28 protein-coding genes and 1 pseudogene are annotated in these 24,458 nt (G+C 61.1%); 11 read left to right on the forward strand and 18 right to left on the reverse strand.

Going from position 1 to position 24,458, the window contains the following annotated elements; all coding sequences use genetic code 11:
- The 3 genes from folX to C4J92_RS22010 are packed head-to-tail and all read left to right on the forward strand — an operon-like array spanning position 1 to position 1,019.
- Entirely contained in the window at positions 1 to 372 is a 372-nt protein-coding gene (gene folX, locus C4J92_RS22000; protein WP_003194073.1) for a dihydroneopterin triphosphate 2'-epimerase, read from the forward strand.
- Positions 373 to 388: 16 nt separating this feature from the next.
- On the forward strand, positions 389 to 685 hold the full coding sequence (locus C4J92_RS22005; protein WP_124405247.1) for a DUF1244 domain-containing protein: 297 nt from the start codon (positions 389 to 391) through the stop codon (positions 683 to 685).
- The gene (locus tag C4J92_RS22010; RefSeq protein ID WP_124405248.1) at positions 678 to 1,019 is read left to right on the forward strand and encodes a HopJ type III effector protein; all 342 of its coding nucleotides are present in this window, start codon (positions 678 to 680) and stop codon (positions 1,017 to 1,019) included. The genes C4J92_RS22005 and C4J92_RS22010 overlap by 8 nt, the downstream gene beginning before the upstream one ends.
- A 125-nt stretch (positions 1,020 to 1,144) precedes the next feature.
- Here C4J92_RS22010 and trxB read toward each other — a convergent pair whose 3' ends face one another.
- Complete coding sequence (trxB, locus tag C4J92_RS22015) at positions 1,145 to 2,107, reverse strand: thioredoxin-disulfide reductase (RefSeq protein ID WP_003194076.1); 963 nt, start codon at positions 2,105 to 2,107, stop codon at positions 1,145 to 1,147.
- Positions 2,108 to 2,234: 127 nt separating this feature from the next.
- Positions 2,235 to 2,402, reverse strand: a complete 168-nt coding sequence (locus tag C4J92_RS27025) for a hypothetical protein (protein ID WP_164485271.1) — start codon at positions 2,400 to 2,402, stop codon at positions 2,235 to 2,237.
- Here C4J92_RS27025 and cysZ point away from each other — a divergent pair.
- A complete protein-coding gene (gene cysZ, locus C4J92_RS22025) occupies positions 2,401 to 3,165 on the forward strand; it encodes a sulfate transporter CysZ (protein WP_124368314.1) in 765 nt (254 codons plus the stop codon). The genes C4J92_RS27025 and cysZ overlap by 2 nt on opposite strands.
- Before the next feature lie 54 nt (positions 3,166 to 3,219).
- A complete protein-coding gene (locus C4J92_RS22030) occupies positions 3,220 to 4,422 on the forward strand; it encodes a glycosyltransferase family 1 protein (protein WP_124405249.1) in 1,203 nt (400 codons plus the stop codon).
- Here the strand turns inward: C4J92_RS22030 and C4J92_RS22035 are convergent.
- The 7 genes from C4J92_RS22035 to rplU all read right to left on the reverse strand — a co-directional run bounded on the left by C4J92_RS22035 (position 4,391) and on the right by rplU (position 10,044).
- Positions 4,391 to 5,494 carry an NADH:flavin oxidoreductase gene (locus tag C4J92_RS22035; RefSeq protein WP_124405250.1) on the reverse strand — a complete coding sequence of 368 codons (1,104 nt, stop codon included), beginning with the start codon at positions 5,492 to 5,494 and terminating at the stop codon, positions 4,391 to 4,393. The genes C4J92_RS22030 and C4J92_RS22035 overlap by 32 nt on opposite strands.
- Positions 5,495 to 5,726: 232 nt before the next feature.
- Positions 5,727 to 6,209, reverse strand: coding sequence for a glutathione peroxidase (locus C4J92_RS22040; RefSeq protein WP_124405251.1), 483 nt, complete (start codon positions 6,207 to 6,209; stop codon positions 5,727 to 5,729).
- Positions 6,210 to 6,311: 102 nt separating this feature from the next.
- On the reverse strand, positions 6,312 to 6,776 hold the full coding sequence (locus C4J92_RS22045) for a CreA family protein (protein WP_124364367.1): 465 nt from the start codon (positions 6,774 to 6,776) through the stop codon (positions 6,312 to 6,314).
- Positions 6,777 to 6,791: 15 nt separating this feature from the next.
- Positions 6,792 to 7,910 carry a glutamate 5-kinase gene (gene proB, locus C4J92_RS22050; RefSeq protein ID WP_124365208.1) on the reverse strand — a complete coding sequence of 373 codons (1,119 nt, stop codon included), beginning with the start codon at positions 7,908 to 7,910 and terminating at the stop codon, positions 6,792 to 6,794.
- 110 nt (positions 7,911 to 8,020) lie between these two features.
- On the reverse strand, positions 8,021 to 9,244 hold the full coding sequence (cgtA, locus tag C4J92_RS22055) for an Obg family GTPase CgtA (RefSeq protein WP_124364368.1): 1,224 nt from the start codon (positions 9,242 to 9,244) through the stop codon (positions 8,021 to 8,023).
- 193 nt (positions 9,245 to 9,437) lie between these two features.
- Positions 9,438 to 9,695 (reverse strand): 50S ribosomal protein L27, encoded by a 258-nt coding sequence (gene rpmA, locus C4J92_RS22060; RefSeq protein WP_003176049.1) that lies wholly within the window; start codon positions 9,693 to 9,695, stop codon positions 9,438 to 9,440.
- 34 nt (positions 9,696 to 9,729) lie between these two features.
- Positions 9,730 to 10,044: a 50S ribosomal protein L21 gene (rplU, locus tag C4J92_RS22065; protein WP_003176051.1), complete on the reverse strand. Its 315-nt coding sequence runs from the start codon at positions 10,042 to 10,044 to the stop codon at positions 9,730 to 9,732.
- 239 nt (positions 10,045 to 10,283) lie between these two features.
- Here rplU and C4J92_RS22070 point away from each other — a divergent pair, with 239 nt between their 5' ends.
- The 3 genes from C4J92_RS22070 (at position 10,284) to C4J92_RS22080 (ending at position 12,199) form a co-directional block, all read left to right on the forward strand.
- Positions 10,284 to 11,252, forward strand: a complete 969-nt coding sequence (locus C4J92_RS22070; RefSeq protein WP_124364369.1) for a polyprenyl synthetase family protein — start codon at positions 10,284 to 10,286, stop codon at positions 11,250 to 11,252.
- A gap of 188 nt (positions 11,253 to 11,440) precedes the next feature.
- Positions 11,441 to 11,782, forward strand: a complete 342-nt coding sequence (locus tag C4J92_RS22075; protein WP_017254008.1) for a zinc ribbon domain-containing protein YjdM — start codon at positions 11,441 to 11,443, stop codon at positions 11,780 to 11,782.
- 159 nt (positions 11,783 to 11,941) lie between these two features.
- A complete protein-coding gene (locus C4J92_RS22080; RefSeq protein ID WP_003194088.1) occupies positions 11,942 to 12,199 on the forward strand; it encodes a hypothetical protein in 258 nt (85 codons plus the stop codon).
- Positions 12,200 to 12,334: 135 nt separating this feature from the next.
- Here C4J92_RS22080 and C4J92_RS22085 read toward each other — a convergent pair whose 3' ends face one another.
- Positions 12,335 to 12,952 carry an FKBP-type peptidyl-prolyl cis-trans isomerase gene (locus C4J92_RS22085; protein WP_124364370.1) on the reverse strand — a complete coding sequence of 206 codons (618 nt, stop codon included), beginning with the start codon at positions 12,950 to 12,952 and terminating at the stop codon, positions 12,335 to 12,337.
- Positions 12,953 to 13,388: 436 nt separating this feature from the next.
- Here C4J92_RS22085 and C4J92_RS27575 point away from each other — a divergent pair.
- Together C4J92_RS27575 and C4J92_RS27580 are read left to right on the forward strand one after the other, a co-directional pair.
- Positions 13,389 to 14,270, forward strand: a pseudogene (locus C4J92_RS27575) (methyl-accepting chemotaxis protein); the annotation flags it as partial.
- Between the two features lie 198 nt (positions 14,271 to 14,468).
- On the forward strand, positions 14,469 to 15,173 hold the full coding sequence (locus tag C4J92_RS27580; protein ID WP_372237510.1) for a methyl-accepting chemotaxis protein: 705 nt from the start codon (positions 14,469 to 14,471) through the stop codon (positions 15,171 to 15,173).
- A 187-nt stretch (positions 15,174 to 15,360) separates the two neighbouring features.
- Here the strand turns inward: C4J92_RS27580 and C4J92_RS22095 are convergent, their stop codons facing one another.
- Genes C4J92_RS22095 through C4J92_RS22110 form a run of 4 tightly spaced genes read right to left on the reverse strand, consistent with a single transcriptional unit; the run spans position 15,361 to position 19,459 of the window.
- Complete coding sequence (locus C4J92_RS22095; protein WP_124405253.1) at positions 15,361 to 15,729, reverse strand: glyoxalase superfamily protein; 369 nt, start codon at positions 15,727 to 15,729, stop codon at positions 15,361 to 15,363.
- A gap of 29 nt (positions 15,730 to 15,758) precedes the next feature.
- On the reverse strand, positions 15,759 to 17,222 hold the full coding sequence (locus C4J92_RS22100) for an amidohydrolase family protein (RefSeq protein WP_124405254.1): 1,464 nt from the start codon (positions 17,220 to 17,222) through the stop codon (positions 15,759 to 15,761).
- A gap of 1 nt (position 17,223) precedes the next feature.
- Positions 17,224 to 18,084: a MurR/RpiR family transcriptional regulator gene (locus C4J92_RS22105; protein WP_124405255.1), complete on the reverse strand. Its 861-nt coding sequence runs from the start codon at positions 18,082 to 18,084 to the stop codon at positions 17,224 to 17,226.
- Between the two features lie 25 nt (positions 18,085 to 18,109).
- Positions 18,110 to 19,459, reverse strand: coding sequence for a gluconate:H+ symporter (locus C4J92_RS22110; RefSeq protein WP_256657427.1), 1,350 nt, complete (start codon positions 19,457 to 19,459; stop codon positions 18,110 to 18,112).
- 245 nt (positions 19,460 to 19,704) lie between these two features.
- Between C4J92_RS22110 and C4J92_RS22115 the strand changes: the two genes are divergently transcribed.
- Complete coding sequence (locus C4J92_RS22115) at positions 19,705 to 20,079, forward strand: lysozyme inhibitor LprI family protein (RefSeq protein ID WP_124405257.1); 375 nt, start codon at positions 19,705 to 19,707, stop codon at positions 20,077 to 20,079.
- Positions 20,080 to 20,081: 2 nt separating this feature from the next.
- Here the strand turns inward: C4J92_RS22115 and C4J92_RS22120 are convergent, their stop codons facing one another.
- The 4 genes from C4J92_RS22120 to C4J92_RS22135 form a co-directional block, all read right to left on the reverse strand.
- Positions 20,082 to 21,527, reverse strand: a complete 1,446-nt coding sequence (locus C4J92_RS22120; protein WP_124405258.1) for a SulP family inorganic anion transporter — start codon at positions 21,525 to 21,527, stop codon at positions 20,082 to 20,084.
- 196 nt (positions 21,528 to 21,723) lie between these two features.
- Positions 21,724 to 22,617, reverse strand: a complete 894-nt coding sequence (locus tag C4J92_RS22125; protein WP_124405259.1) for an NAD-dependent epimerase/dehydratase family protein — start codon at positions 22,615 to 22,617, stop codon at positions 21,724 to 21,726.
- A gap of 103 nt (positions 22,618 to 22,720) precedes the next feature.
- A complete protein-coding gene (locus C4J92_RS22130) occupies positions 22,721 to 23,617 on the reverse strand; it encodes a LysR family transcriptional regulator (protein WP_124405260.1) in 897 nt (298 codons plus the stop codon).
- 29 nt (positions 23,618 to 23,646) lie between these two features.
- Positions 23,647 to 24,414, reverse strand: coding sequence for a sulfite exporter TauE/SafE family protein (locus C4J92_RS22135; RefSeq protein ID WP_124405261.1), 768 nt, complete (start codon positions 24,412 to 24,414; stop codon positions 23,647 to 23,649).
- Positions 24,415 to 24,458 lie beyond the last annotated feature (44 nt).

Raw genomic sequence — 24,458 nt, forward strand, 5'->3', positions numbered from 1 at the left:
ATGCCACAACTTCAACCAGGCATGGCGCGCATCCGGGTCAAGGACCTGTGCCTGCGCACCTTTATCGGCATCAACGAGGACGAAATCCTCAACAAGCAGGATGTGCTGATCAACCTGACCATCCTGTATGCCGCCCAGGAAGCCGTGCGCGATAATGACATCGACCACGCGCTGAACTACCGCACCATCACCAAGGCCATCATTGCCCACGTCGAAGGCAACCGCTTCGCCTTGCTCGAACGCCTGACCCAGGAGCTGCTCGACCTGGTGATGAGCAACGAGTCGGTGCTGTACGCCGAAGTCGAAGTCGACAAACCCCATGCGCTGCGCTTTGCCGAGTCGGTTTCGATCACTCTGGCGGCCAGCCGCTGATAGTCAAGTGAGCCCTATGAACGACCAACAACGCCTTGAGCTTGAAGCCGCCGCCTTTCGCCGGCTGGTGTCACACCTGGACAGCCGCAAGGATGTACAGAACATCGACCTGATGAACCTGGCCGGCTTCTGCCGTAACTGCCTGTCCAAGTGGTACAAGGCCGAGGCCGATGCGCGCCAGATCGAGCTGAGCCTCGATGACGCCCGTGAAGTGGTGTACGGCATGCCGTACGCCGAGTGGAAAGCCCAATACCAGAAAGAAGCCAGCGCCGACCAACACGCGGCGTTTGCCAAAGGAAAAGCCCATGACTGACCTGAACACCCTGCGCGCCAGCCTTAACAGCGGCGAACACGCGTTTGCCGACACCCTGGCCTTTGTTGCCGCAGGTTACGACTACCAGCCGCAAGCCTTCACCAACGGTAAGGTGGAAAATGCCGCCGGCCAGAACGAAGGTTCGTGCAAGACACTTGGATTGGCGTTGCTGGAAGGGTTGAGCGATCAGGAAGCGTTGCTGGCGTTTGGCGAGCATTACCGTTCAGTGGTGGCTACGCGTGACGGCAGTGACCATGGCAATATCCGTGCGTTGATCAAACACGGCCTGGCCGGAGTGAAATTTGCGGCACAGCCCTTGACCCGCAAATCCTGAGTCAAACACAGATCAAAATGTGGGAGGGGGCTTGCCCCCGATTGCGGTGGTCCAGTACCCAATGTACTGACTGACACACCGCTATCGGGAGCAAGCCCCCTCCCACATTTGTTTTGCAGTGCTGCTTAGAACGAGGCGTCTTTCAGACCGTCAAGGTAACGTTCGGCATCCAGGGCCGCCATGCAACCGGCGCCGGCCGAGGTGATGGCTTGGCGGTAGACGTGGTCAGCCACGTCGCCGGCCGCAAAGATGCCTTCGATGTTGGTGGCGGTGGCATTGCCTTCACGGCCGCCCTGCACCACCAGGTAACCGTCTTTGGCTTCCAGCACACCTTCGAACAACGAGGTGTTCGGGGTGTGGCCGATGGCGATGAATACGCCGTCGACTTTCAGCTCGTCGAAGCTGCCGTCATTGTTCTTCAGGCGCGCACCGGTCACGCCCATGTTGTCACCCAGGACTTCGTCCAGCGTGGCGTTGAGCTTGAGGATGATCTTGCCTTCAGCGACACGGGCGTGCAGCTTGTCGATCAGGATCTTCTCGGCGCGGAAGGTTTCGCGGCGGTGCACCAGGGTCACGGTGCTGGCGATGTTGGCCAGGTACAGCGCCTCTTCCACTGCGGTGTTGCCGCCACCGACCACAGCCACTGGCTTGTTGCGATAGAAGAAACCGTCGCAGGTCGCGCAGGCGGAAACACCCTTGCCCATGAACGCTTCTTCCGATGGCAGGCCCAGGTAACGGGCGCTGGCGCCGGTGGCGATGATCAACGCGTCACAGGTGTACACGCCGCTGTCGCCTGTCAGGCTGTAAGGCTTCTTGGAAAAGTCGACCTTGTTGATGTGGTCGAACACGATCTCGGTTTCAAAGCGCTCGGCGTGTTCTTTCATACGCTCCATCAGCACCGGACCGGTCAGGCCGTGGACGTCGCCCGGCCAGTTGTCGACTTCGGTGGTGGTGGTCAGCTGACCGCCCGCCTGCATGCCGGTGATCAGCAGCGGCTTGAGGTTGGCCCGGGCAGCGTAGACCGCAGCGCTGTAACCGGCAGGGCCGGAACCGAGAATAATCACTCGCGAATGACGGGTATCAGACATGACTCACTCCTATCGACCGCCCGGACAACAAGACGGCTGGAATAAAAAAGGACCGCGAAGCACTTGGGGAAGGCTTGAACTCGCAGATCCTGAAAATAATGGGTGCAGCGTATAGAGGGGGGCAAGATTAAGGAAATACGGAATAACAATCCAGCTCATAGGTGGTCTCTATGCAGTCGACCGGTTTGATCGACCTTCTTGTCCACTCAGGTGTAACCGCTGATGTCGCCACTTTCACCGCCACGGCAAAGCCGGTAAGGTCGGCGCGTTCGCCCTTCTGCTCGGAGTCTTCCATGCCCGCCCCCGCTCTTTCCGGCCCGCAATACCTGCGCGAAGGCCTCAAACTGGTGTTGAGCCCCGGCCTGCGCCTGTTCGTACTACTGCCGCTGGCGATCAACCTGGTGCTGTTCGTCGGCCTGATCTACTTTGCCGGCCACCAATTCAGCCTGTGGGTCGACCACCTGATGCCCACGCTGCCCGGCTGGCTGAGCTTTTTGAATTACCTGCTGTGGCCGCTGTTCGTGGTGCTGGTGGTGTTGATGGTGTTTTTCACCTTTACCATGCTCGCCAATATCATCGCCGCGCCGTTCAATGGTTTTCTCGCGGAGAAAGTCGAGATCGTGGTGCGTGGCACCGACGACTTCCCACCGTTCAGCTGGGCCGAGCTGATCGCGATGATCCCGCGCACCCTGGCCCGGGAAATGCGCAAGCTGGGCTACTTCCTGCCACGGGCCATCGGCCTGTTCATCCTGTCGTTCATTCCCGTGGTCAACCTGATCGCCGCGCCATTGTGGCTGCTGTTCGGCGTGTGGATGATGGCGATCCAATACATCGACTACCCGGCCGACAACCACAAGCTGGGCTGGAACGAAATGCTCGCCTGGCTGCGCCAGAAGCGCTGGCAGAGCATGAGTTTTGGCGGGATCGTCTACCTGGTGCTGCTGGTGCCGGTGGTCAACTTGCTGATGATGCCGGCGGCGGTCGCCGGGGCCACATTGTTCTGGGTGCGCGAGCAAGGTGCCGAAGCGATGGCCGGGCAACAGGTGGCTCGGTCATAAATCCATCATCCCAGTGACACAATGAAGACATGGCCCGCAGCGACACTGTGGGTCATGACGACAGCTTCGCTCCACATCACCCTGATCACCGAAACCTTCCCGCCGGAAATCAACGGGGTGGCCAATACCCTTGGCCGCCTGTGCGACGGTTTGCGCGCGCGCGGCCATCAAATCGAACTGGTGCGTCCCCGCCAAGGCGTCGACCAGAGCCGGCCGAGTGACGACGAGTTGCTGCTGTGCCGCGGCTGGCCGTTGCCAGGGTATCCAGGGCTGCAGTGGGGCCAATCGTCGATGCACAAACTCCTGCGCCGCTGGACCCGCCAGCGTCCGGATGTGTTGTACATCGCCACCGAGGGGCCGTTGGGCTTGTCGGCGTTACGCGCGGCGCGGCGCTTGGGCATCAGCGTGGTCAGCGGCTTTCACACCAACTTCCAGCAGTATTCGAACCAGTACGGCTTGAGCCTGTTGAGTCGCCTGGTCACCCATTACCTGCGCTGGTTTCATAACCGGTCGACGTTGACTTTGGTTCCCAGCGCGAGTCAGCGCCTGGAGCTGGAGCGCCGGCACTTCGAGCGTCTTGGGATGCTGTCGCGGGGGGTCGATAGCCAACTATTCCATCCGGCCAAACGCGACGATGCTTTGCGCGCGAGCTGGGGTTTGGAGAACGACGACATTGTGGTGCTGCACGTAGGACGCCTCGCCCAAGAGAAAAACCTCGGGCTGCTCAAACGCTGTTTCGATACGTTGCAGACAACTTACCCGTCGCGGCGGCTCAAGCTGGTGATTGTCGGCGATGGCCCGCAGCGCAGCCTGTTGCAGCGCGATTTGCCCGACGCGGTGTTCTGCGGCGCCCAGCGCGGTGAAGCACTGGCGCGGCATTACGCTTCGGGCGATCTGTTTCTGTTTCCCAGCCTGACCGAAACATTCGGCAATGTGGTGCTGGAAGCCATGGCTTCCGGGCTGGGCGTGGTGGCCTACGACCAAGCAGCCGCGACCCAGCATATTCGCCACGGCTACAACGGTGTGCTGGCGATGCCGGGGGATGAGAACGCGTTTTGCGATGCGGCCGTGTGGCTGCTGGAGGAGCGCGAGACGCTGCGCCGAGCGCGGCTCAATGCCCGGCAACACGCCAGTCGCCAAGGGTGGCCGGCGATCATCGAGCAATTCGAGCGTCAGCTGCGCGATGTATGCAAGGACGGGCCTCCGCTGCCCGCCCTGGCGTCGCTTACACCAGGCTCGTCAACGCCTCACGACTGAACGGCAGAATGTCGGCCTCGCGACCTTCGCGCACCTTCACGGCCCAATCCGGATCCACCAGCAGCGCACGACCCACGGCGACCAGATCGAATTCGTCGTTATTCAAACGCTCCAGCAGGTTCTCCAGGCTGGCCGGCTGCGCGACCTTGTCAGTGTTGACCATGAACTGCAGGAACTCACCATCCAGGCCGACACTGCCCACGGTGATCGTCGGCTTGCCCGTCAGCTGGCGGGTCCAGCCGGCCAGGTTGAGGTCGGAACCTTCGAATTCCGGCTCCCAGAACCGGCGCGTGGAACAGTGGAAAATATCCACGCCAGCGTCAGACAACGGCTTGAGGAATTCGCCCAACGCCTCGGGAGTTTGCACCAGGCGCGCGGTGTAGTCCTGCTGCTTCCACTGGGAAAAACGCAGGATGATCGGAAAATCCGGGCCGACCGCAGCGCGGGTGGCCTGGATCAGTTCGATAGCGAAACGTGAACGGTTGGCCAGGCTGCCGCCGTACTCATCGGTACGCTGGTTGCTGCCTTCCCAGAAGAACTGGTCGACCAGGTAGCCGTGGGCGCCGTGGATTTCCACACCGTCCATGCCGATGCGTTGAGCATCTTTGGCCGCCTGGGCGAACGCATTAATCACGTCCTTGATGTCCTGGCTGGTCATGCCATGGACGACTACCTTGCCATCCTTGAGTTTTTCCATCGGGCCGTAGGCTGGCACGCTAGCGTCAGGTTCGGTACCGATACGGCGCACGGCGCCCACATGCCACAACTGCGGAACAATCTTGCCGCCTTCGGCGTGGACCGCATCGACCACTTTCTTCCAGCCGGCCAACGCCGCTTCGCCGTAAAAGTGCGGAACGTCGGGGTAGCCGTTGGAGGCTTGATGGCCGACCACGGTGCCTTCGGTAATGATCAGCCCTACACCGGCGGCGGCGCGACGGCGGTAGTACTCAATCACTTGGGCATTGGGCACGCCACCGGGGGAGAATGAGCGGGTCATTGGCGCCATGACCACGCGGGTCGACAGTTGCAGTGCACCGAGCTGGAAGGGTTTGAACAAAGCTTGGACGGGCATGGAGCACTCCACATAAGACGGGTTTATGATGTGGATAATATGGGCGCCGCAACTTGCTGGATAGCACTATTGATCTGGGTGATTAAGGCGATAAAAGCAACCGAATACCAGTAGGAGCGAGGCGGGCGGCTAGCCCTTGCTCGCGAAAGACCCGAGGACGCCGCGCATATCCAGAGCACACGCGTTATCGTTGGCGATTTTCGCGAGCAAGCTCGCTCCTACAGGGGCAGGGTTAGCTCAGGGCTTTTTCGATGGCCTGGATGATCGATGGATCGTCCGGTGGCGTACGTGGCGAAAAACGCGCCAGCACCCGGCCATCTTTGCCGAGCAGGAATTTCTCGAAGTTCCAGGTGATATCCCCAGGAAATTCAGCGCCCTCGCCCGCCAGCAGGCGGTAGAGCTGGTGACGCTCCGGCCCGTTCACCTCGAGTTTGCTGCCCAGGGGAAAGGTCACCCCATAGTTGAGGCTGCAGAATTGCTGGATCTCTTCCTCGGTGCCCGGTTCCTGGCCCGCAAACTGGTTGCACGGCAGGCCGAGCACGGTGAAACCCCGGTCCTTGTACTGCTGATAGAGGTTTTCCAACGCCGCATATTGCGGGGTCAGGCCGCATTTGGAGGCCACATTGACCACCAGCACAACTTGCCCCTTGAAAGGCGCCAGCGGCAGCTCTTGCCCATCCAACGCTTTGAGTTTCAGGTCGTGGAAAGCACTCATGACGAACTCCAGATATCCTATTTTTCTACGCCTCGCGACGCCTTGAGCTTACAACCCGCAAGCCCGCAATTATAGACGCCCGTAACAAAACCCGCCTGCAGGTTACTGAGCGGTCGGCCACGGCAGGATCGGGATCGCCGTCACCGCGTTCTGCGGGCTGCCTTCGATCAGGCGGTCGCTGTAGACCAGGTACACCAACGTGTTGCGCTTCTTGTCGAGGAAACGCACCACCTGCATGGTCTTGAACACCAGCGAGGTGCGTTCCTTGAACACTTCGTCACCGTCCTTGAGCTCACCCTTGAAGTGGATCGGGCCGACCTGGCGGCAGGCAATCGAGGCTTCGGCGCGGTCTTCGGCCAGGCCCAGGCCGCCTTTGACGCCACCGGTCTTGGCACGGGACAGATAGCAAGTCACACCATCGACCTTGGGGTCGTCAAACGCTTCGACCACAATCCGGTCGTTGGGGCCGACAAACTTGAATACCGTCGACACCTGGGCAATCTCTTCGGCCGAGGCCAGCAGTGGCATGGCGAGCAACAGGCCAAGCAATCCCTTCATTACGCGCATCGGGTATTCCTTCGTTTAAACCAGAATGAGGTTATCGCGGTGCACCAGTTCCGGTTCCGCCATGTAGCCCAAGAGTCCGACAATCGCTTCAGACGATTGTCCAATAATCTTCTGCGCCTCAAGGGCGCTGTAGTTGGCCAGGCCGCGGGCGATCTCACGACCATCCGGCGCCACGCACACCACCATCTCGCCGCGGCGGAAGCTGCCTTGCACCAACTTGACACCCACCGGCAGCAGGCTCTTGTTGCCCTGGGACAACGCCGACACCGCTCCCGCGTCGAGCACCAGGGTGCCACGGGTTTGCAGGTGCCCGGCCAGCCACTGCTTGCGCGCCGCCAGCATGCCGCGCTCGGGCGACAGCAGCGTACCGATGCGCTCCCCGGCCTTGAGACGGTCGAGCACGCGCTCCAGGCGCCCGCCGACGATGATGGTATGGGCACCGGAGCGCGCGGCCAGGCGGGCGGCGCGCAGCTTGGTCTGCATGCCGCCACGGCCCAAGGCGCCGCCGACACTGCCGGCCACGGCGTCCAGCGCCGGGTCATCAGCGCGCGCTTCATGGATAAGCTGGGCATCAGGGTTGTTGCGCGGGTCGGCGTCGAACATGCCGTCGCGGTCGGTGAGAATCACCAGCAGGTCGGCTTCCACCAGGTTGGCCACCAGGGCAGCCAGGGTGTCGTTGTCGCCGAAGCGGATTTCGTCGGTGACCACCGTGTCGTTCTCGTTGATCACCGGGATAACCTTGAGCTCCACCAGCGCACGCAAGGTGCTGCGGGCGTTGAGGTAGCGCTTGCGGTCGGACAGGTCGTCGTGGGTCAGCAGGATCTGCGCCGTGTGGCGGCCGTGCTCGGCAAAGCTCGATTCCCAGGCTTGCACCAGGCCCATCTGGCCGATGGCGGCGGCGGCTTGCAGTTCGTGCATCGCGCTGGGTCGCGCGGTCCAGCCGAGGCGGCTCATCCCGGCGGCAACTGCCCCGGACGAGACCAGCACCAACTCGACACCGGCCTCATGCAAGGCCACCATCTGCTCGACCCAGACGCTCATGGCTGCGCGATCGAGTCCCTTGCCATCGGCCGTCAGCAACGCGCTGCCGATCTTTACGACCCAACGCTGCGCACCTGTCACTTTGCTCCGCATCATCTTCAACCTTAGAGTGAGGGCCGCGCGACCCAGCGCCGCCCATAACGTTATACCCGGATACCAAAACGCCGCTCCAAAGGAGCGGCGTTCAAGTTTATCGCAACGAATCAGTCGCGCACGTAAATGATTTCCGGACCGTCTTCATCATCCACGTCTTCCTCGTCCCAATCATCGTCGCCGATGTCATGCACCGACTTCACGCCGCTGCGGCGCAGGGCGCGCTGGTCGTCCAGCGCTTGCAGCTGGGCACGGGCTTCGTCTTCGATCTGCTGGTCGAGCTCGGCGAGTTCGGCCTTGAACACCGGGTCGGCCGCCAGGCGGTCAGCGCGGTCTTCCAGATAACGCATGATGTCGCGGCAAAGGCGCTCGGTGCCTTCTTTGGCGATGGCCGAGATCACGTAGACCGGACCTTCCCACTCCAGGCGGTCGACGATTTCCTTGACGCGTTCTTCGTGCTCTTCTTCAAGGATCTGGTCGCACTTGTTCAGCACCAGCCAACGATCACGCTCGGCCAGGGCCGGGCTGAACTTGGTCAGTTCGCTGACGATCACTTCGGCGGCATCGGCAGCATTGGTTTCGTCCAGCGGCGCCATGTCGACGAGGTGCAGCAGCAAACGGGTGCGCGACAAGTGCTTGAGGAAGCGAATCCCCAGGCCCGCGCCATCGGAAGCGCCTTCGATCAGGCCAGGAATGTCGGCGACCACGAAGCTTTTCCAACGGTCGACGCTGACCACGCCCAGGTTTGGCACCAGGGTGGTGAACGGGTAGTCGGCGACTTTCGGCTTGGCGGCCGAAACCGAGCGGATGAAGGTACTTTTGCCGGCGTTCGGCAGGCCCAGCAGGCCTACGTCGGCGAGTACTTTCATTTCCAGCTTGAGGTCGCGCTGCTCGCCCGGTTTGCCCGGCGTGGTCTGGCGCGGTGCACGGTTGGTACTGGACTTGAACCGGGTGTTACCCAGCCCGTGCCAGCCGCCCTGCACAACCATCAACTTCTGGCCGGCCTTGGTCAGGTCGCCGATCACTTCCTGGGTGGCCGAGTCGATGATCGTGGTGCCGACCGGTACGCGCAGTACCAGGTCTTCACCTTTTTTACCGGTGCAGTCGGTGCTGCCGCCGTTGGAGCCACGCTCGGCATCGAAGTGCCGGGTGTAACGGTAGTCGACCAGGGTGTTGAGGTTCTCGTCGGCCATCATGTAGATGGAACCGCCGTCGCCGCCGTCACCGCCGTTTGGGCCACCGTTTTCAATGAACTTTTCGCGACGGAAACTCATGCAACCGTTACCGCCGTCGCCTGCTTTTACTCGGATGGAAACTTCATCAACGAACTTCATAACAAAACGCCTCTCGCCGCACGGACGAGCTTAAGAAACCAAGACATAAGACTCTTGCAAAAATGAGCGCAGCGACCTCAAGCAACGACTGCAAAACCTGCTGCCCTCGCCATTACAAACAGCTTTGCAAGAGACTCACTCCACAAACGAAAAAGCCCCGTCGCAAGACAGGGCTTTTCCAGCGATCTCGCAATTAAGCTGCGACAACGCTCACGTAACGGCGGTTGAACGCGCCCTTTACTTCGAACTTGATCACGCCTTCGATTTTCGCGAAGAGGGTGTGATCTTTACCCATGCCAACACCGTAACCGGCGTGGAATTGGGTGCCGCGCTGACGCACGATGATGTTGCCCGGAATGATTTTCTGGCCGCCATACATCTTCACGCCAAGGCGTTTGGCTTCTGAGTCGCGACCGTTACGGGTACTACCACCAGCTTTTTTGTGTGCCATGAGTCAATTCTCCTAGTGAGGAATTAGGCTGAAATTAAGCCTGAATACCGGTGATTTTGATCTCGGTGTACCACTGGCGGTGGCCCATACGCTTCATGTGGTGCTTACGACGACGGAACTTGATGATGCGGACTTTATCGTGACGACCTTGGGAGATCACTTCAGCCACAACGGTAGCGCCAGCAACAACTGGAGCGCCGATGTTCACGTCATCGCCATTGGCGACCAACAGAACGCGATCAAAAGTCACGGATTCGCCAGTAGCGATTTCCAGTTTTTCGATCTTCAGGTATTCACCTGGGGCGACCTTGTATTGCTTGCCACCAGTAACAATTACTGCGTACGACATGGTATTTCTCCGATAATCCTGCTCACCCAGCGCTTTATAAGAAGAGGTATTGGCTGGCATGGCTGCATGGGATGGACGTCCCGAATGCAATTGCGTAAGGCAGGTGCTGCCCAGGAAGTTCAGGGTGCGCGATTGTACGCAAGCAATAGACGCGTTGCAAGAGGCCGTCCATCGCGCCTTGACACCCAGGGGCATGGGTCCTAGCATGCCGCGCAACCCTTCTGGAGCGACTGTCGCTGATGCAACCCCAAGCTTTCTACCGCGCGGTCGCGGACGATTTTAGCGCCGTCGACGGCATCATCAAGCAGCAGCTGACGTCTAAAGTGCCGCTGGTCGCCAAAATTGGCGACTACATTACGTCGGCGGGCGGTAAGCGCCTGCGTCCTTTATTAGTGTTGCTGTGCGGCAAGGCCCTGGGCCGCGAAGGCGATGACCTGCGCCTGCTGGCGGCCACCATCGAATTCCTGCACACCGCCACCCTGCTGCACGACGACGTGGTCGACATGTCCGGCATGCGCCGTGGGCGCGAGACCGCCAACGCCATGTGGGGCAACGCCCCGAGCGTGCTGGTGGGCGACTTCCTGTACTCGCGCTCGTTCGAAATGATGGTCGAACTGGGCTCGATGCCAGTGATGAAAATTCTTTCACAGGCCACGCGCATCATCGCCGAAGGCGAAGTGTTGCAACTGTCGAAGGTACGCGACGCCAGCACCACCGAAGAAACCTACATGGAAGTGATTCGCGGCAAGACCGCGATGCTCTTCGAAGCCTCCACCCACAGCGCCGCCGCGCTGTGTGGCGCGACCGCCGAACAGGCCGAAGCGTTGCGTACCTTTGGCGATCACCTGGGCGTGGCGTTCCAACTGGTGGACGACCTGCTCGACTACCGTGGCGACGCCGAGACCCTGGGCAAGAACGTCGGTGACGACCTGGCCGAAGGCAAACCGACCCTGCCGCTGATCTACACCATGCGCGAAGGTACGCCGGAACAGGCCGCCCTGGTGCGCAAGGCGATCCAGAAAGGCGGGATCGAAGACTTGGAAGCCATCCGTGCCGCCGTCGAAGCGTCCGGCTCGCTGGAGTACACCGCGCAACTGGCGCGTGACTACGTGGCCCGTGCGATCCAGTGCCTGCAAGCCCTGCCCGCCAGCGAATACCGGGATGCATTGGTTGAGCTGAGCGAATTTGCGGTGGCGCGTACGCACTAAAATACACACGGGCCAATGTGGGAGGGGGCTTGCTCCCGATAGCAGTGTGTCAGCCAATGGATAAGTTGGCTGTTACACCGCCATCGGGAGCAAGCCCCCTCCCACATTTGGATTTCATACAACCTGCAAGACCACAATCCCCTATATAATGTGCGACTTTTAGCCATCCTGACTCTCAAGGAGCTTTAGTGAGCACGTTGCCACCCTGCCCGAAATGCAATTCCGAATACACCTACGAAGACGGCGCCCAGCTGATCTGCCCGGAATGCGCCCATGAGTGGTCCGCCAATGGCGAGGCCGAAGCAGCCGGCGATGAAACCGTGAAGAAGGACTCTGTGGGCAATGTCCTGCAGGACGGCGACACCATCACCGTGATCAAGGACCTCAAGGTCAAGGGCACTTCCCTGGTGGTGAAAGTTGGCACCAAGGTCAAGAACATCCGCCTGTGCGACGGCGACCATGACATCGATTGCAAGATTGACGGTATCGGCCCGATGAAACTCAAGTCCGAGTTCGTGCGTAAAGTCTGATCGTACTGCAACCATCCCACGCCCGCCGTGGGATGGCGTTTCGCCCTGTTGCTTGACCCGCCTCAATCTCCACACAGAAAAAAGCGCAAACCGCCAATAGGCACTTGCTATTCTACGAATAAGAATTATTCTCATTGAAACCCATCAAGGAGAACGACCATGACTTATTTGATAGACGCCTGGCTGGACCGCCCACACCCCTACCTGCGGATCCTGCATCGGGAAACCGGCGAAGTCTGTGCTGTGCTGGAAGAAGAAGCGCTGAATGAGCTGCAGGACCAGGGCGACCTGGACGTGAATGGCCTGAGCTCCAGTGAGCCTGGGGTACTGAAGGAAGTGGTGAGGAACCTGTTTCTGTTCTGCTATGCCCGAGCGTTGCGCCCGGCGACGGAGCTCAATGGCAAGTTCCACCCATGAACCACCCTGCAAAACGCTGTAGGAGCGAGCTTGCTCGCGAAGACCGCATAAACAACGCGTTCATCCAGGATGCCCGCGTCATCGTTGACGTTTTTCGCGAGCAAGCTCGCTCCTACAGGTGATCAACAGCAGGTCTTACAGAACGTCGAGCAGCTCGACGTCGAACACCAGAACGCTGTGCGGCGGGATGCTGCCAACGCCTTGAGCGCCGTAAGCCAGTTCGCTCGGCACGTACAGGCGCCATTTGCTGCCGGCATTCATCAACTGCAGGGCTTCGGTCCAGCCGGCAATCACGCCGCCTACCGGGAATTCTGCAGGCTGACCACGCTCGTAGGAGCTGTCGAATACAGTGCCGTCGATCAGGGTGCCGTGGTAGTGAGTACGCACCTGGTCTTCACGGGTCGGCTTGGCGCCATCACCGGCAGTCAGCACTTCAAATTGCAGGCCCGAAGCCAGGGTGGTAATGCCGTCACGCTTGGCGTTTTCAGCCAGGAATGCCAGGCCGGCGCCTGCAGCGGCTTCAGCTTTGGCCGCGGCTTCAGCTTGCATGATTTCGCGGATCACCTTGAAGCTGGCCGCCATTTGCTCCTGGTCAACACGGCTTGGCTTGCCGCCGAACGCGTCGGTCAGGCCGGCCAGGATTGCATCGAGGTTGACGCCTGGTGGTGGGTTGTCGCGCAGTTGGTCGCCCAACTGACGGCCGATACCGTAGCTGACGCGGGTTTCGTCGGTGGACAGATTAACTTCGGACATGAAGAGGCTCCGCTGTAGGACAACACGGTTTCCCGTGCCATCCAAAACTAAAAGGGCCCGCAGACTAGCACACAAGACCGGCCCATGATCAGCCCCCCTCCCCGGCTGCCGGAGCGCCGGGGCGTAGCTCTGGTATCCGATCATCGTCCCCGTCCTGGCATGGATCGAGCGCCCTTTCGACGGCCAGCGAGAAAAGTATTTCAGAATTGCCCTTTGCCGCCGATACAGCCCTACACATCTTGGCTGGCTCAAACAACAACACCCCGTCCAGCAGACAGACATCACTCTCAAGGAGCTTTCGATGAACAGCTGGTTCGGTAACATCAGCGTCAACCTCAAACTCGGCCTGGGCTTTGGCCTGGTACTGGTCCTCACCTCGATCCTGGCACTCACCGGCTGGACCAGCCTGGGCGGCTTGATCGACCGCAGCAACTGGATGAGCGACATCACCCAGCTCAATGCCTCGCTGACCAAGCTGCGCATCGTGCGCCTGCAATACATGCTGGCCAACGGTGACGAAGCCGTGGCGCAGAACGTACAGACCAGCCTCGACGCCTTCGTCGGCCAGCAACAAAAACTGCTGGACAGCTTCAAGAGCCCGGAAAACCTCAAGCTGCTCAATGAACAGAAAGCCGTCATCACGGCCTATCAGCAGTCCTTGAACAAAATGCGCGAGGCCTATCGCAACGGTAACGCTGCGCGCCAGGTCATGGGCGACAAAGCCGACATCGCCAACGCACAAATCAACGCCCTGGACACCAGCGTGCAGCAGATGCCCGACAGCCCGGAGCGTTTCGCACAGTTCCAGGCCGTGACCGACGCCAAGGAAGAGTTCATGCTGGCGCGCTACGAAGTGCGGGGTTACACCAACACCGTCAACGCAGAAAACGAAGCCCGCGCCGCTGCACAAATCGACAAAGCCATCGCGAGTTTGAAAAGCCTCAACGCCGTCTTCGGCACCAGCCAGCAAACAGCGCTGGCCGCGCTGGACACCGCACTCGGTGCCTATCGCAGCGCCGTGCAGAGCTACAAGGCGGCCAACGCCAACATCGTTACTGCCCGTGCCGAAATGACCACCCAAGGCACCGATATCGTCACGATCAGCGACAAGCTGTACGACATCCAGCTGGAACGTCGCGACGCCGAAAGCGCCCAGGCCCGTAGTCTGCAATTGATCAGCACCTTGCTGGCCCTGCTGGTGGGCATCATCGCGGCGCTGGTGATCACTCGCCAGATCACCCGTCCGCTGCAAGACACCCTGGCGGTGGTCGAACGCATCGCCTCCGGCGACTTGAGCCACACCATCCAGGTGACTCGCCGTGACGAACTGGGCGTGCTGCAACAAGGCATCCAGCGCATGGGCACCACCTTGCGCGAATTGATCAGCGGGATTCGTGATGGCGTGACCCAGATCGCCAGCGCCGCCGAAGAGTTGTCGGCCGTGACCGAGCAGACCAGCGCTGGCGTTAACAGCCAGAAGATCGAGACCGACCAGGTCGCTACGGCGATGCATGAAATGACCGCCACCGTGCAGGAAGTGGCACGCAACGCCGAACAGGCCTCACTGGCCGCCGCCGATGCCGACGGCCAAGCGCGCGCGGGCGATAAAGTTGTGGCCGAGGCCATCGCCCAGATCGAACGCCTGGCGGCTGAAGTGGCCCGCTCCACCGACGCCATGGCCCACCTGCAACAAGAGAGCAACAAGATCGGCAGCGTGATGGATGTGATCAAGGCCGTGGCCGAACAGACCAACCTGCTGGCACTCAACGCGGCGATTGAAGCAGCGCGCGCCGGTGAAGCCGGTCGTGGGTTCGCCGTGGTCGCCGACGAAGTACGTGGCCTGGCCCAGCGTACGCAGAAATCCACCGAGGAAATCGAAGGCCTGGTGGCCGGCTTGCAGAACGGTACCCAACAAGTGGCCAACGTGATGAACAACAGCCGCAGCCTCACCGACAGCAGCGTCGAGCTGACGCGCAAGGCTGGCGTATCGCTGGAAAACATCACCCGTACCGTGTCGAATATCCAGTCGATGAACCAGCAGATCGCCGCCGCCGCCGAAGAGCAGAGCGCCGTGGCCGAAGAGATCAGCCGCAGCATTGTGAACGTGCGCGACGTGTCGGAGCAGACCGCAACGGCGAGCGACGAGACGGCCAAGTCGAGCGTGGAATTAGCGCGTTTGGGCAGCCAGTTGCAGCAGATGGTCAGTCATTTCAGGGTGTAAGAAATCAAAAAAAGCCGCCTCGGGATTAACCGAGGCGGCTCCACTTCCCAATCTTGCGTGATGATAAGACCAAGGTTAATATCCGCCTGCAGGTCAATGCATCTTTGAGATCGCGATCCAGCCACTCACTGGATTGCAAAAAAAACCGCCCTACTAAGGCGGTTTTTTATTGCCTGCAATTTACCTCTCAGCTCTGCCCCTCCTCGACAAACACCAGCCGATTCCCAAACGGATCCTTGATACTCATCTCCCGCGAGCCCCAAGGTGTTTCCTCCACGCCAGGCTTGGCATAACGGTAGCCCTTGGCCTGCAATTGCTGCTGGTACGCATCGACCCCCTGCGCCTGGATACGCACCGCTGCGCCCGGCGACGCATCGCCATGATGCTCGGACAAATGCAGCACGCACTCGCCCAGCGACACCTGCAGGTACAACGGAAAGTCCGCCTCGAAACGATGCTGCCAATCGACCTTGAACCCGAGGAAGTCGACATAGAATTCCAGCGCCTTGGCCTCGTCGAAAATTCGCAGGATGGGGGTGACTTTTCCTAAGTGCATCGCGATGGCTCCCTGTTTGAAAGCACTCACTATAGAGGCGAAAAACCCCGACGCAAATCCCCGTTGCGCTCCAGGAATCGACCCGAGCGCTGCCCCGTCGCCTGCCCTTCGCTGTAGCTCAACACACCGTTGACCCACACGCCATCAATGCCCTCGGCTGCCCGCTGTGGTTCTTTGAAGTCCGCTACATCCCGCACGCGTAACGGGTCGAACAACACCAGGTCAGCCCAGTGCCCTTCACGAATTTCGCCGCGCTCAGCCAGGCCAAAACGCGCCGCCGACAGCCCGGTCATTTTGTGCACGGCGGTGTGCAACGGGAACAATCCGACATCCCGGCTGAAATGTCCCAGCACCCGGGGAAACGCGCCCCACAAGCGCGGATGGGGAAACGGGTCTTCAGGCAACCCATCCGACCCGACCATCGACAAAGGGTGCGCCAAAATGCGCCGCACATCCGCCTCGTCCATCCCGTAGTACACCGCTCCCGCCGGTTGCAGGCGGCGGGCTGCGTCCATCAACGAAATATCCCACTCGGCGGCAATGTCCTGCAGGTCACGCCCGCCCATTTCGGGATGCGGTGTGGACCAGGTGATGGTGATGCGGAACGCATCGGTGACTTGCTTGAGGTCCAGGGTCGAAGAGCTGGCCGCATAGGGGTAACAATCACACCCCACTGGATGGGTTTTCGCCGCCGCTTCAAGCGCCGCCAGCAGTTGCGGGCTACGTCCCCAGTTTCCCGCACCGGCACACTTGAGGTGGGAAATAATCACCGGGGCCCTGGCGTGCCGGCCGATCAGGAACGCTTCGTCCATTGCCTCCAGTACCGGCTCGAATTCACTGCGTAAGTGAGTGGTGTACACCGCGCCATAAGCCGTCAGCTCTTCACTCAGTTGCAGCACCTCGTCGGTGTCTGCATTGAAGGCGCTGGCGTAGGCAAGGCCAGTGGATAAACCCAGGGCTCCGGCCTCCAGACTCGCCTGCAACTGCATGCGCATACCCGTGATTTCGTGGGCCGTGGCCGTGCGGTGCAGGTCATCCATATGATTGCTGCGCAATGCCGTGTGGCCGATCAGGGCGGCGACGTTGACCGCTGGGTGGGCTAGTTCCACCGCCGCGCGATAATCGACAAAGCGCGGGTAGGCAAAAGCGTCGGCATTGCCCAGCAGGTTCATCGGGTCGGGCGGATTGCCGCGCAGGCTGACCGGTGAGGCGCTGATGCCGCAATTACCGACAATCACCGTGGTCACGCCCTGGCTGAGTTTGGGCAGCATCTGCGGATGGCGGATAACCACCGTGTCATCGTGGGTGTGTACGTCGATAAACCCTGGTGCCAATACGCGGCCTGTCGCGTTGATTTCATGCTCGGCCATCGCTGTCGACAAGTCGCCGATCGCCTCGATGCGCCCATCACGTACGCCCACGTCAGCGACATAACCTGCACTGTTGCTGCCATCAATGATCTGCGCCTGGCGAATCAGCGTGTCGTACTTCATATCAGTCTCCAAGCGGCAGGCTGTCGGGGCCGCCGCGATAGTCGTCCAGGGCCAGCTTGATCCGGCGCAGGCGCTCTTGGTTGGCGTCAGGCATGGCCAGCGCCAGTTCGGTGGCAAGCAGGTCGATAGCCAGCAGCATGCCGTAGCGCGCAGCCGTGGGTTTGTAGATAAAACTGGTTTCAGCCGGTTGCAGCGGCAACAGCACATCCGCCAACTCGGCCAGTGGGGAATCAGCCAGGGTGATGGCGACAATGCGCGCGTCGTAGTCGCGCGCCAGCGTCACCACATCCAACAGCTCAGGCGTAAGGCCGGTCAGCGAGCAGACAATCAACGCGTGTTCCGGCCCCAGGGTCGCGGCGGTCACGCGCATCATCACCGGGTCATGGCAGGCTGCAATCGGATAGCCCAGGCGTACCAGACGCACCTGTAGCTCATCGCTGCACAGGCTCGATGGGCCGCCCATGCCGAACGCGTGGATCATCCGCGCCTTGCCCAGCAGGCTCACCGCATCGACAAAGCTGTCTTGATTGAACCCCGACAGGTGCTGGCGCAGCGTCGCTTCGATATCCCCGAGAATCTGTCGATGAAACGCCGACTGTTCCGGCAACCCCGCCGGGTCGAGAAAGCGGCTGCCCACGCCGCTGGCCTGGGCCAGTTGCAGGCGCAGGTCACGCAAGTCGCGGCAACCGACACTGCGGGCAAAGCGCGACAAGGTCGCCGTACTGACCTCGGCCCGTTGTGACAACGCTTCCAGGCTGGCCGACGCGGCAAAGCCCACGTCATCGAGCAGCAGCCTGGCGATACGCCCTTCGCCGGCGCTGAAGGAAGCCTGGCGGGCGCGGATCTGGTAGAGGATGTCCATGTGGCTCCGGATTACAGGATGCGGCTCATAAAACCAGAGACAGGCCGTAGGTGAGAGCGAAGGCAACCACCGAAATCAACGTCTCCAGCACGGTCCAGGTCTTGAAGGTCTGGATCACCGTCATATTGAAGTATTCCTTGATCAGCCAGAAGCCGCCGTCGTTGACGTGGGAAAAGATCACCGAACCCGCACCGGTCGCCAGTACCAGCAACTCAGGGTGTGGATAACCCAGGCCCAAGGCGACCGGCGCGACCACGCCGGACGCCGTGGTCATCGCCACCGTGGCCGAGCCCGTGGCGATCCGCATCAGCGCGGCGAACAACCAGCCCATCACCAGCGGCGAGAGCTGGAACGCATTGGCCAGGCCAAGGATCTCGTGGGTGACACCGGCGTCCACCAGGATGCGATTCAAACCACCGCCCGCGCCCACCAGCAGGGTGATACTCGCCGTCGGCGCCAGGCATTCATTGGTGAATTTAAGGATCGACTCACGGTTGAAGCCCTGGGCCAGCCCCAGGGTCCAGAAACTCACCAGGGTCGCCACCAGCAGCGCGATCACCGAGTTGCCGATGAATAAAAGGAATTGGTTGAAGCCGGTGCCCGGCGTGGAAATCACATTGGCCCAGCCGCCAATCATCATCAGTACCACCGGCAACAGGACAGTGCTCATGGTCAGCGCGAAGCTCGGCAGACGGGTGCGCGGTTCACGCTCGATGAACTGGCGTTCCAGCGGGTTTTCCGCCGGCAGGTGAATGCGCGGCACGATGAACTTGGCATACACCGGACCGGCGATGATCGCCGTAGGAACACCGACCAGAATCGCATACAGCACGGTCTGCCCAACCGAGGCGTTATACGCCAGCACCGCCATCATCGCCGCCGGGTGCGGCGGCACCAGCGCATGCACCACCGACAGCCCGGCGACCATCGGCAGGCCGACCATCAGGATCGACACGCCCACGCGTCGCGCCACGGTAAAGGCGATCGGCACCAGCAACACAAAGCCCACCTCGAAAAACAGCGGCAGCCCCACCAGAAACGCGATGCAGACCATGGCCCAGTGAGCATTGCGTTCGCCGAAACGGTTGATCAACGTGCGCGCCACCTGCTCCGCGCCACCGGACTCGGCCATCATCTTGCCGAGCATGGTGCCCAGCGCCACCACCAAAGCGATATGCCCCAGGGTCTTGCCGACCCCCGCTTCGTACGAGCCCATGATGGTGTCCGCCGGCATCCCGGCCATCAGCGCCAGGCCAATGGACACCAGTGTGATAACGATAAACGGGTTGAGTCGGTAACGTGCAATCAGCACGATCAAAGCAATAATGGCGATGGCAGCGTATGCCAATAGCCCGAAGCCCGGTGATGCGGCCATGCGGTACTCCTCGGAAAGGGTCACGTCGAATAGGTTGTGAAACTCATAAATCATTACCGAGGATGATTTTCAAATTATATGAAAGTAATTTTCGCCCAGAGATAAGCGCTGTCGCGGTGGGATATGCCCGACACTGTCGTATGAAAATTCGAGGAGTGTTCTTACATGAGGACCAGAAAAAGCTGGAAACTCAACCCACGCGGTTGAGTCATAGAATGCACATCCACTGCTGCCAGGAACCGAACATGATGCGTTTCACACTTGCCGCCCTGCTGATTACCCTGTGCGGCAGCGCCGCCGCCGCGGATAACCCGACACTGAAAAAATGCATGGACGGCGCCAACACCACCGCCGAGATGGTCGGTTGCAACGTCAAGGAGGCCAAGGTGCAGGATGCCCGGCTGAACAAGGCTTACAAGACTGCGCTGGCTGCTCAGGAAGGCAACCGCAAGGACCAGTTGCAGGACCTGCAGCGCCTGTGGATCAAATACCGTGACGCCAATTGCGCCTTTGCCGGCAGTGCCACCGGCGGCACCATCGACCAGGTCAACGGCTCCGGCTGCGTGCTGGACATGACCCAGACCCGCGCCCAGGAGCTGGAAGACCTGGTTGGGCCGTAACCCTAGTCGTGATGAACCTTCGCCCGCTTGAGCAGCTTCTTGCAGCGCTCCGACAAATGCAGCACGCGCACATGCTTGCCCGCTTTGCGGTAGCGCTCGCGCAAGGTCATCAGCGCGGCAATCGCTGAATAATCGACGAAGCTCAGGTGCCGGCAATCGAGCGTCACCTGGGCCGGGTCGTTGGCCGGGTCGAATTGATTCAGGAACGGCGTGGTCGAGGCAAAGAACAACGTGCCGTGCAGACGGTAAAGTTTGCTGCCGTCGGCTTCCAGGTGTTCATCGGCATACAGCTCACGGGCCTGTTGCCAGGCGAAGTTCAGCGCCGCGATCACGATACCGCACAGCACCGCAGTCGCCAGGTCAGTGAACACGGTGATGACCGTCACCGCCATGATCACCAGCACGTCATTGAGCGGCACCTTGTTGATCACCCGCAACGACGCCCAGGCAAAGGTCTGCTGGGACACCACGAACATCACCCCCACCAGCGCCGCCAGCGGAATCCGCTCGATCAGCGGCGACAGAAACAGAATGAACAGCAGGATCATCACCCCGGCGAACACCCCGGAGAAACGTCCACGCCCGCCGGAACTGAGGTTGATCACGGTTTGCCCGATCATCGCGCAACCGCCCATGCCGCCGAACAGGCCCGAGACCATATTCGCCGCGCCCAGGGCCACGCTTTCGCGGTCGGGGTAGCCACGGGTTTCGGTAATCTCGTCGGTGAGGTTGAGGGTCAGCAGGGTTTCCAGCAGACCGACCATGGCCATCAGGAACGCATACGGCGCGATGATGCCGAGGGTTTCGAAGGTCCAGGGGATCTGCGGCAGCGCGAAGGTCGGCAGGCCACCCGCGATGTGCGCCATATCGCCCAGGGTGCGGGTGGGCAGGCCGAGCAGGTACACCGCCAGGCCCACGCCGAGGATCGCGACCAGGGCCGGTGGCACGGCGCGGGTCAGGCGTGGCAGCAGGTAGACGATGGCCATGGTCACCACGACCAGCCCGGCCATCACATACAACGGCGTACCGCTGAGCCAGGTTTCACCGTTCTTGAAGTGCTCCAACTGCGCCAGCGCAATGATAATCGCCAGGCCGTTGACGAACCCCAGCATCACCGGGTGCGGCACCATGCGCACCAATTTGCCCAGGCGCAACAGGCCGAAAGCGACCATGATCAACCCGCCCAGCAGCACGGTTGCCAGCAAATATTCCACGCCGTGTTGCACCACCAGCGCCACGATCACCACCGCCATCGAACCGGCTGCCCCCGACACCATACCGGGGCGACCACCGAACAATGCGGTGAGGGTACAAATGATGAAAGCGCCGTAAAGCCCCATCAACGGGTTGAGATGGGCCACCAAGGCAAAGGCGATGCATTCGGGCAGCAAGGCAAATGACGTGGTGAGGCCGGCCAGGGCATCGGCGCGCAGACGGGTGAGCTTCATGGAATACCAGGGAGTTGCGGGGGATAAGGCGAGGAATGGTACGAAATTGAGCGGCGCTGGGCTAGCCTTCGGGACCGAGGCGCGGCCAATCGGGAGCAAGCCCCCTCCCACACTAGACCGCGTCGCACCGGCTGTACTCGGTCAAATGTGGGAGGGGGCTTGCCCCCGATAGCCTCACCTCGGTATCACCTGAACATCACACCATCTCGTGGCGAATCCACTCCACCACCGAGGTACGCTTCGGCGCCCAGCCCAGCAGCTCACGGGCATGCTTGCCGCGCACCCGGCTGTTGGAGCCCAGGCCGTAGTTGGCCATTTCATAACCCCACTCGGCCTCAGCCTCGGCCAGCGGCCAATCCTGCGGTTCGCCCAGTTCAAGCGCTTGCGCGATGGCCGTGGTCATGTCGATAAACGAGGCTTCGCCGCTTTCGACGAAGTAGAAAGTGCCCGGCACATTCTTCGTCAATGCCAGCAGGTACAGCGCAACCACGTCTTCGATATGCACGTTGGACCAGATGTTCTGCCCTGGTCCCACGTGGCGCACGACTCCACTCTTGCGGGCCTGCTTGAGCAAGCGTGGCAATTGCACGCTGTCACGCTTCACGCCCAGGCTGTGACCATAGATCAGGGTGTTACAGATCACCGCCGAATTCACACCTTCCTGGGCAGCGGCCAGGATCAGGTTATCGATCGCCACGCGAGCGGCCTTGTCGACGGTCGGCTCCGGCAGGTTGTCCTCAACGTAAATGACCTCACTGGCCTTGCCGCCCGACGCATCGCCAACGATGCTCGAACCACTGGTGTGCAGGAACACCTTGTTGGAGCCTTTCAAGGCAGCCAGCAGGGTTTCGACAGCCGCACGGTGGTCGCTGCTGGCGGCATTGATCACCGCATCGGCGTGCTGCGCCTGCTCGGTCAATACAGCGGCGTCATCCAGGGTGCCAATCACCGGAGTGATGCCCAGTGCCGTCATTTGCGCGGCTTGCTCGGCGCTGCGCACCAGGCCGGTGACGGCGTGGCCGGCCTTGACCAGGCCGGTGGCGATGGAGCCGCCGATAAAACCGGCTGCGCCGGTAACGAATACATTCATGGAGAGTGCTCCTGACTGGGTAAGTGATGAACCCAGTATCAAGCACGCCCTGGCGTCGAATAACCCCGTACAGGCCAATTCACTCTTGCGCGCCAGTCACGAATCACACCGCATAACGCGCCAGCTTGGCCTGGATGAAATCCAGGAAACACTGGATACGCAACGCCAGTTGCGAATTGCGGTAATACACCGCATGGATCGGCTGGCGATAGCCACTGTTGAATGCTTCCAGCAGCGGTACCAGGCGCCCGGCCTCGATGTCTTCGTGGGTCATGAAGTTGGACAGGCAACAAATGCCCTGCCCCTGCAAAGCCAGGTGGCGCACGGTTTCACCGCTGGACGCGGCAATGCCCGGCTGGATCAGCCAGCGGTCACCCTCGCCATGGCGCAGCGGCCAATGGTTGAGGGTGTCGGTCTGGGTGAAGCCCAGCAAGGTATGCTCGGCCAATTCGGCGACGGTGCTCGGTGTGCCGTGTTGCTTGAGGTAGTCGGCGCTGGCCAGGATGTGCAGCGGCGTGCTGCCCAGGGCGCGGGCATGCAGGGTGGAGTCGGCCAGGGTGCCGATACGAATGGCGATGTCGGTGCTTTGCTCCAGCAGGTCGATGATCACGTCGTCGCTGTTGAGCTCCAACTGGATGTCCGGGTACAGGTCACGAAACTCGCCGATGTACGGCAGGATCCCGTGCAGCATGAACGGCACCGCCGCATTGATGCGCAGCCGCCCGGCCGGTTTTTTCTGGCGTGACGACAGGCGTTCTTCCAGCGCCTGCATCTGCGCCAGGATCACCTTGGCTTGCTCGAAGAAATACCGGCCCTCCTCGGTCAGGTCCATGCGCCGCGTGGTGCGGTTGATCAGGGTGGTATCGAGCTTGGCTTCCAGGCGCGACAAGGTGCGACTGACCGCCGACGGCGTCTGCCCGACCTGCTCGGCGGCGGCGGAAATCGAGCCGCACTCGATCACGCTGACAAAGATCTGTAGTTCATCGGATCGGGCTTTCACGGGCTGTCCTGGTTATCGGCTCGGGCTCATTATTGACCACTCAGCAACAAATGACCGCCCAACAGCGCCATGCCGGTGAAAAAAACCCGCTTGAACCACAGCGCACTGATGCGCTGGCGTAGCGCCTGGCCCAACCACATTCCCAGCAAGGCCGGCACCAGCGCCAACAACGATGCACCGACTTCACCGCCGCCGAGTGCACCGCGCCAGGCCAGCCCGGCGGCCAACGCCAGGGTCGACACGCTGAACGACAGCCCCAGCGCCTGCACCAACTGATCACGGCCCAAACCTAATGCTTGCAGATACGGCACCGCAGGAATCACAAACACGCCGGTGACCGAGGTAATGAAGCCCGTGATCAGCCCACACAACGGGCCCAACCAGCGCTCGGTTCGCGGCCCGACCTGGAAAGTAGGCAGGCATAATCCACTCACCGCATACAGCAGCAACGCCCCGCCCAACGCGCGCACCATCCACGCCCCAGCGTCCATGCCCAGCCACAGCGTGCCCAGGCCGGCACCGAGAAAAATCAGCAACAGCATCGGCCACAGGCGCTTGAGCAAGGTGCCCAGGTGACCGCCCAACGCCAGTTGCCAGAGGTTGGTGACCGTCGAAGGGATGATCAGTAACGCCGCAGCCTGTGTCGGCAACATAGCCAGGCCGAGCATGCCCATGGCCACGGTGGGCAGGCCCAGGCCGATCACGCCCTTCACCGTGCCGGCCAGCAGGAAAGTGCCGATCACCAGCAGTGTCAGGGCCGGGCCGAGGGTTTGGTAGAAAGCCAGTAAAGTCGTCATGACGTAAGTGTGCGGTGTGGATGAACCGTTGGAAATTCGCCATA

It is taken from the genome of Pseudomonas sp. R3-18-08, from assembly GCF_003852065.1.
GTDB lineage: Bacteria > Pseudomonadota > Gammaproteobacteria > Pseudomonadales > Pseudomonadaceae > Aquipseudomonas.

Bases quoted from the DNA above. Each gene is read 5' to 3' on its own strand.
- folX (WP_003194073.1), top strand. From the start codon at position 1: ATGCCACAACTTCAACCAGGCATGGCGCGCATCCGGGTCAAGGACCTG.
- C4J92_RS22005 (WP_124405247.1), top strand. From the start codon at position 389: ATGAACGACCAACAACGCCTTGAGCTTGAAGCCGCCGCCTTTCGCCGG.
- C4J92_RS22010 (WP_124405248.1), top strand. From the start codon at position 678: ATGACTGACCTGAACACCCTGCGCGCCAGCCTTAACAGCGGCGAACAC.
- trxB (WP_003194076.1), bottom strand. From the start codon at position 2,107: ATGTCTGATACCCGTCATTCGCGAGTGATTATTCTCGGTTCCGGCCCT.
- cysZ (WP_124368314.1), top strand. From the start codon at position 2,401: ATGCCCGCCCCCGCTCTTTCCGGCCCGCAATACCTGCGCGAAGGCCTC.
- C4J92_RS27025 (WP_164485271.1), bottom strand. From the start codon at position 2,402: ATGGAAGACTCCGAGCAGAAGGGCGAACGCGCCGACCTTACCGGCTTT.
- C4J92_RS22030 (WP_124405249.1), top strand. From the start codon at position 3,220: ATGACGACAGCTTCGCTCCACATCACCCTGATCACCGAAACCTTCCCG.
- C4J92_RS22035 (WP_124405250.1), bottom strand. From the start codon at position 5,494: ATGCCCGTCCAAGCTTTGTTCAAACCCTTCCAGCTCGGTGCACTGCAA.
- C4J92_RS22040 (WP_124405251.1), bottom strand. From the start codon at position 6,209: ATGAGTGCTTTCCACGACCTGAAACTCAAAGCGTTGGATGGGCAAGAG.
- C4J92_RS22045 (WP_124364367.1), bottom strand. From the start codon at position 6,776: ATGCGCGTAATGAAGGGATTGCTTGGCCTGTTGCTCGCCATGCCACTG.
- proB (WP_124365208.1), bottom strand. From the start codon at position 7,910: ATGCGGAGCAAAGTGACAGGTGCGCAGCGTTGGGTCGTAAAGATCGGC.
- cgtA (WP_124364368.1), bottom strand. From the start codon at position 9,244: ATGAAGTTCGTTGATGAAGTTTCCATCCGAGTAAAAGCAGGCGACGGC.
- rpmA (WP_003176049.1), bottom strand. From the start codon at position 9,695: ATGGCACACAAAAAAGCTGGTGGTAGTACCCGTAACGGTCGCGACTCA.
- rplU (WP_003176051.1), bottom strand. From the start codon at position 10,044: ATGTCGTACGCAGTAATTGTTACTGGTGGCAAGCAATACAAGGTCGCC.
- C4J92_RS22070 (WP_124364369.1), top strand. From the start codon at position 10,284: ATGCAACCCCAAGCTTTCTACCGCGCGGTCGCGGACGATTTTAGCGCC.
- C4J92_RS22080 (WP_003194088.1), top strand. From the start codon at position 11,942: ATGACTTATTTGATAGACGCCTGGCTGGACCGCCCACACCCCTACCTG.
- C4J92_RS22085 (WP_124364370.1), bottom strand. From the start codon at position 12,952: ATGTCCGAAGTTAATCTGTCCACCGACGAAACCCGCGTCAGCTACGGT.
- C4J92_RS27580 (WP_372237510.1), top strand. From the start codon at position 14,469: ATGACCGCCACCGTGCAGGAAGTGGCACGCAACGCCGAACAGGCCTCA.
- C4J92_RS22095 (WP_124405253.1), bottom strand. From the start codon at position 15,729: ATGCACTTAGGAAAAGTCACCCCCATCCTGCGAATTTTCGACGAGGCC.
- C4J92_RS22100 (WP_124405254.1), bottom strand. From the start codon at position 17,222: ATGAAGTACGACACGCTGATTCGCCAGGCGCAGATCATTGATGGCAGC.
- C4J92_RS22105 (WP_124405255.1), bottom strand. From the start codon at position 18,084: ATGGACATCCTCTACCAGATCCGCGCCCGCCAGGCTTCCTTCAGCGCC.
- C4J92_RS22110 (WP_256657427.1), bottom strand. From the start codon at position 19,459: ATGGCCGCATCACCGGGCTTCGGGCTATTGGCATACGCTGCCATCGCC.
- C4J92_RS22115 (WP_124405257.1), top strand. From the start codon at position 19,705: ATGATGCGTTTCACACTTGCCGCCCTGCTGATTACCCTGTGCGGCAGC.
- C4J92_RS22120 (WP_124405258.1), bottom strand. From the start codon at position 21,527: ATGAAGCTCACCCGTCTGCGCGCCGATGCCCTGGCCGGCCTCACCACG.
- C4J92_RS22125 (WP_124405259.1), bottom strand. From the start codon at position 22,617: ATGAATGTATTCGTTACCGGCGCAGCCGGTTTTATCGGCGGCTCCATC.
- C4J92_RS22135 (WP_124405261.1), bottom strand. From the start codon at position 24,414: ATGACGACTTTACTGGCTTTCTACCAAACCCTCGGCCCGGCCCTGACA.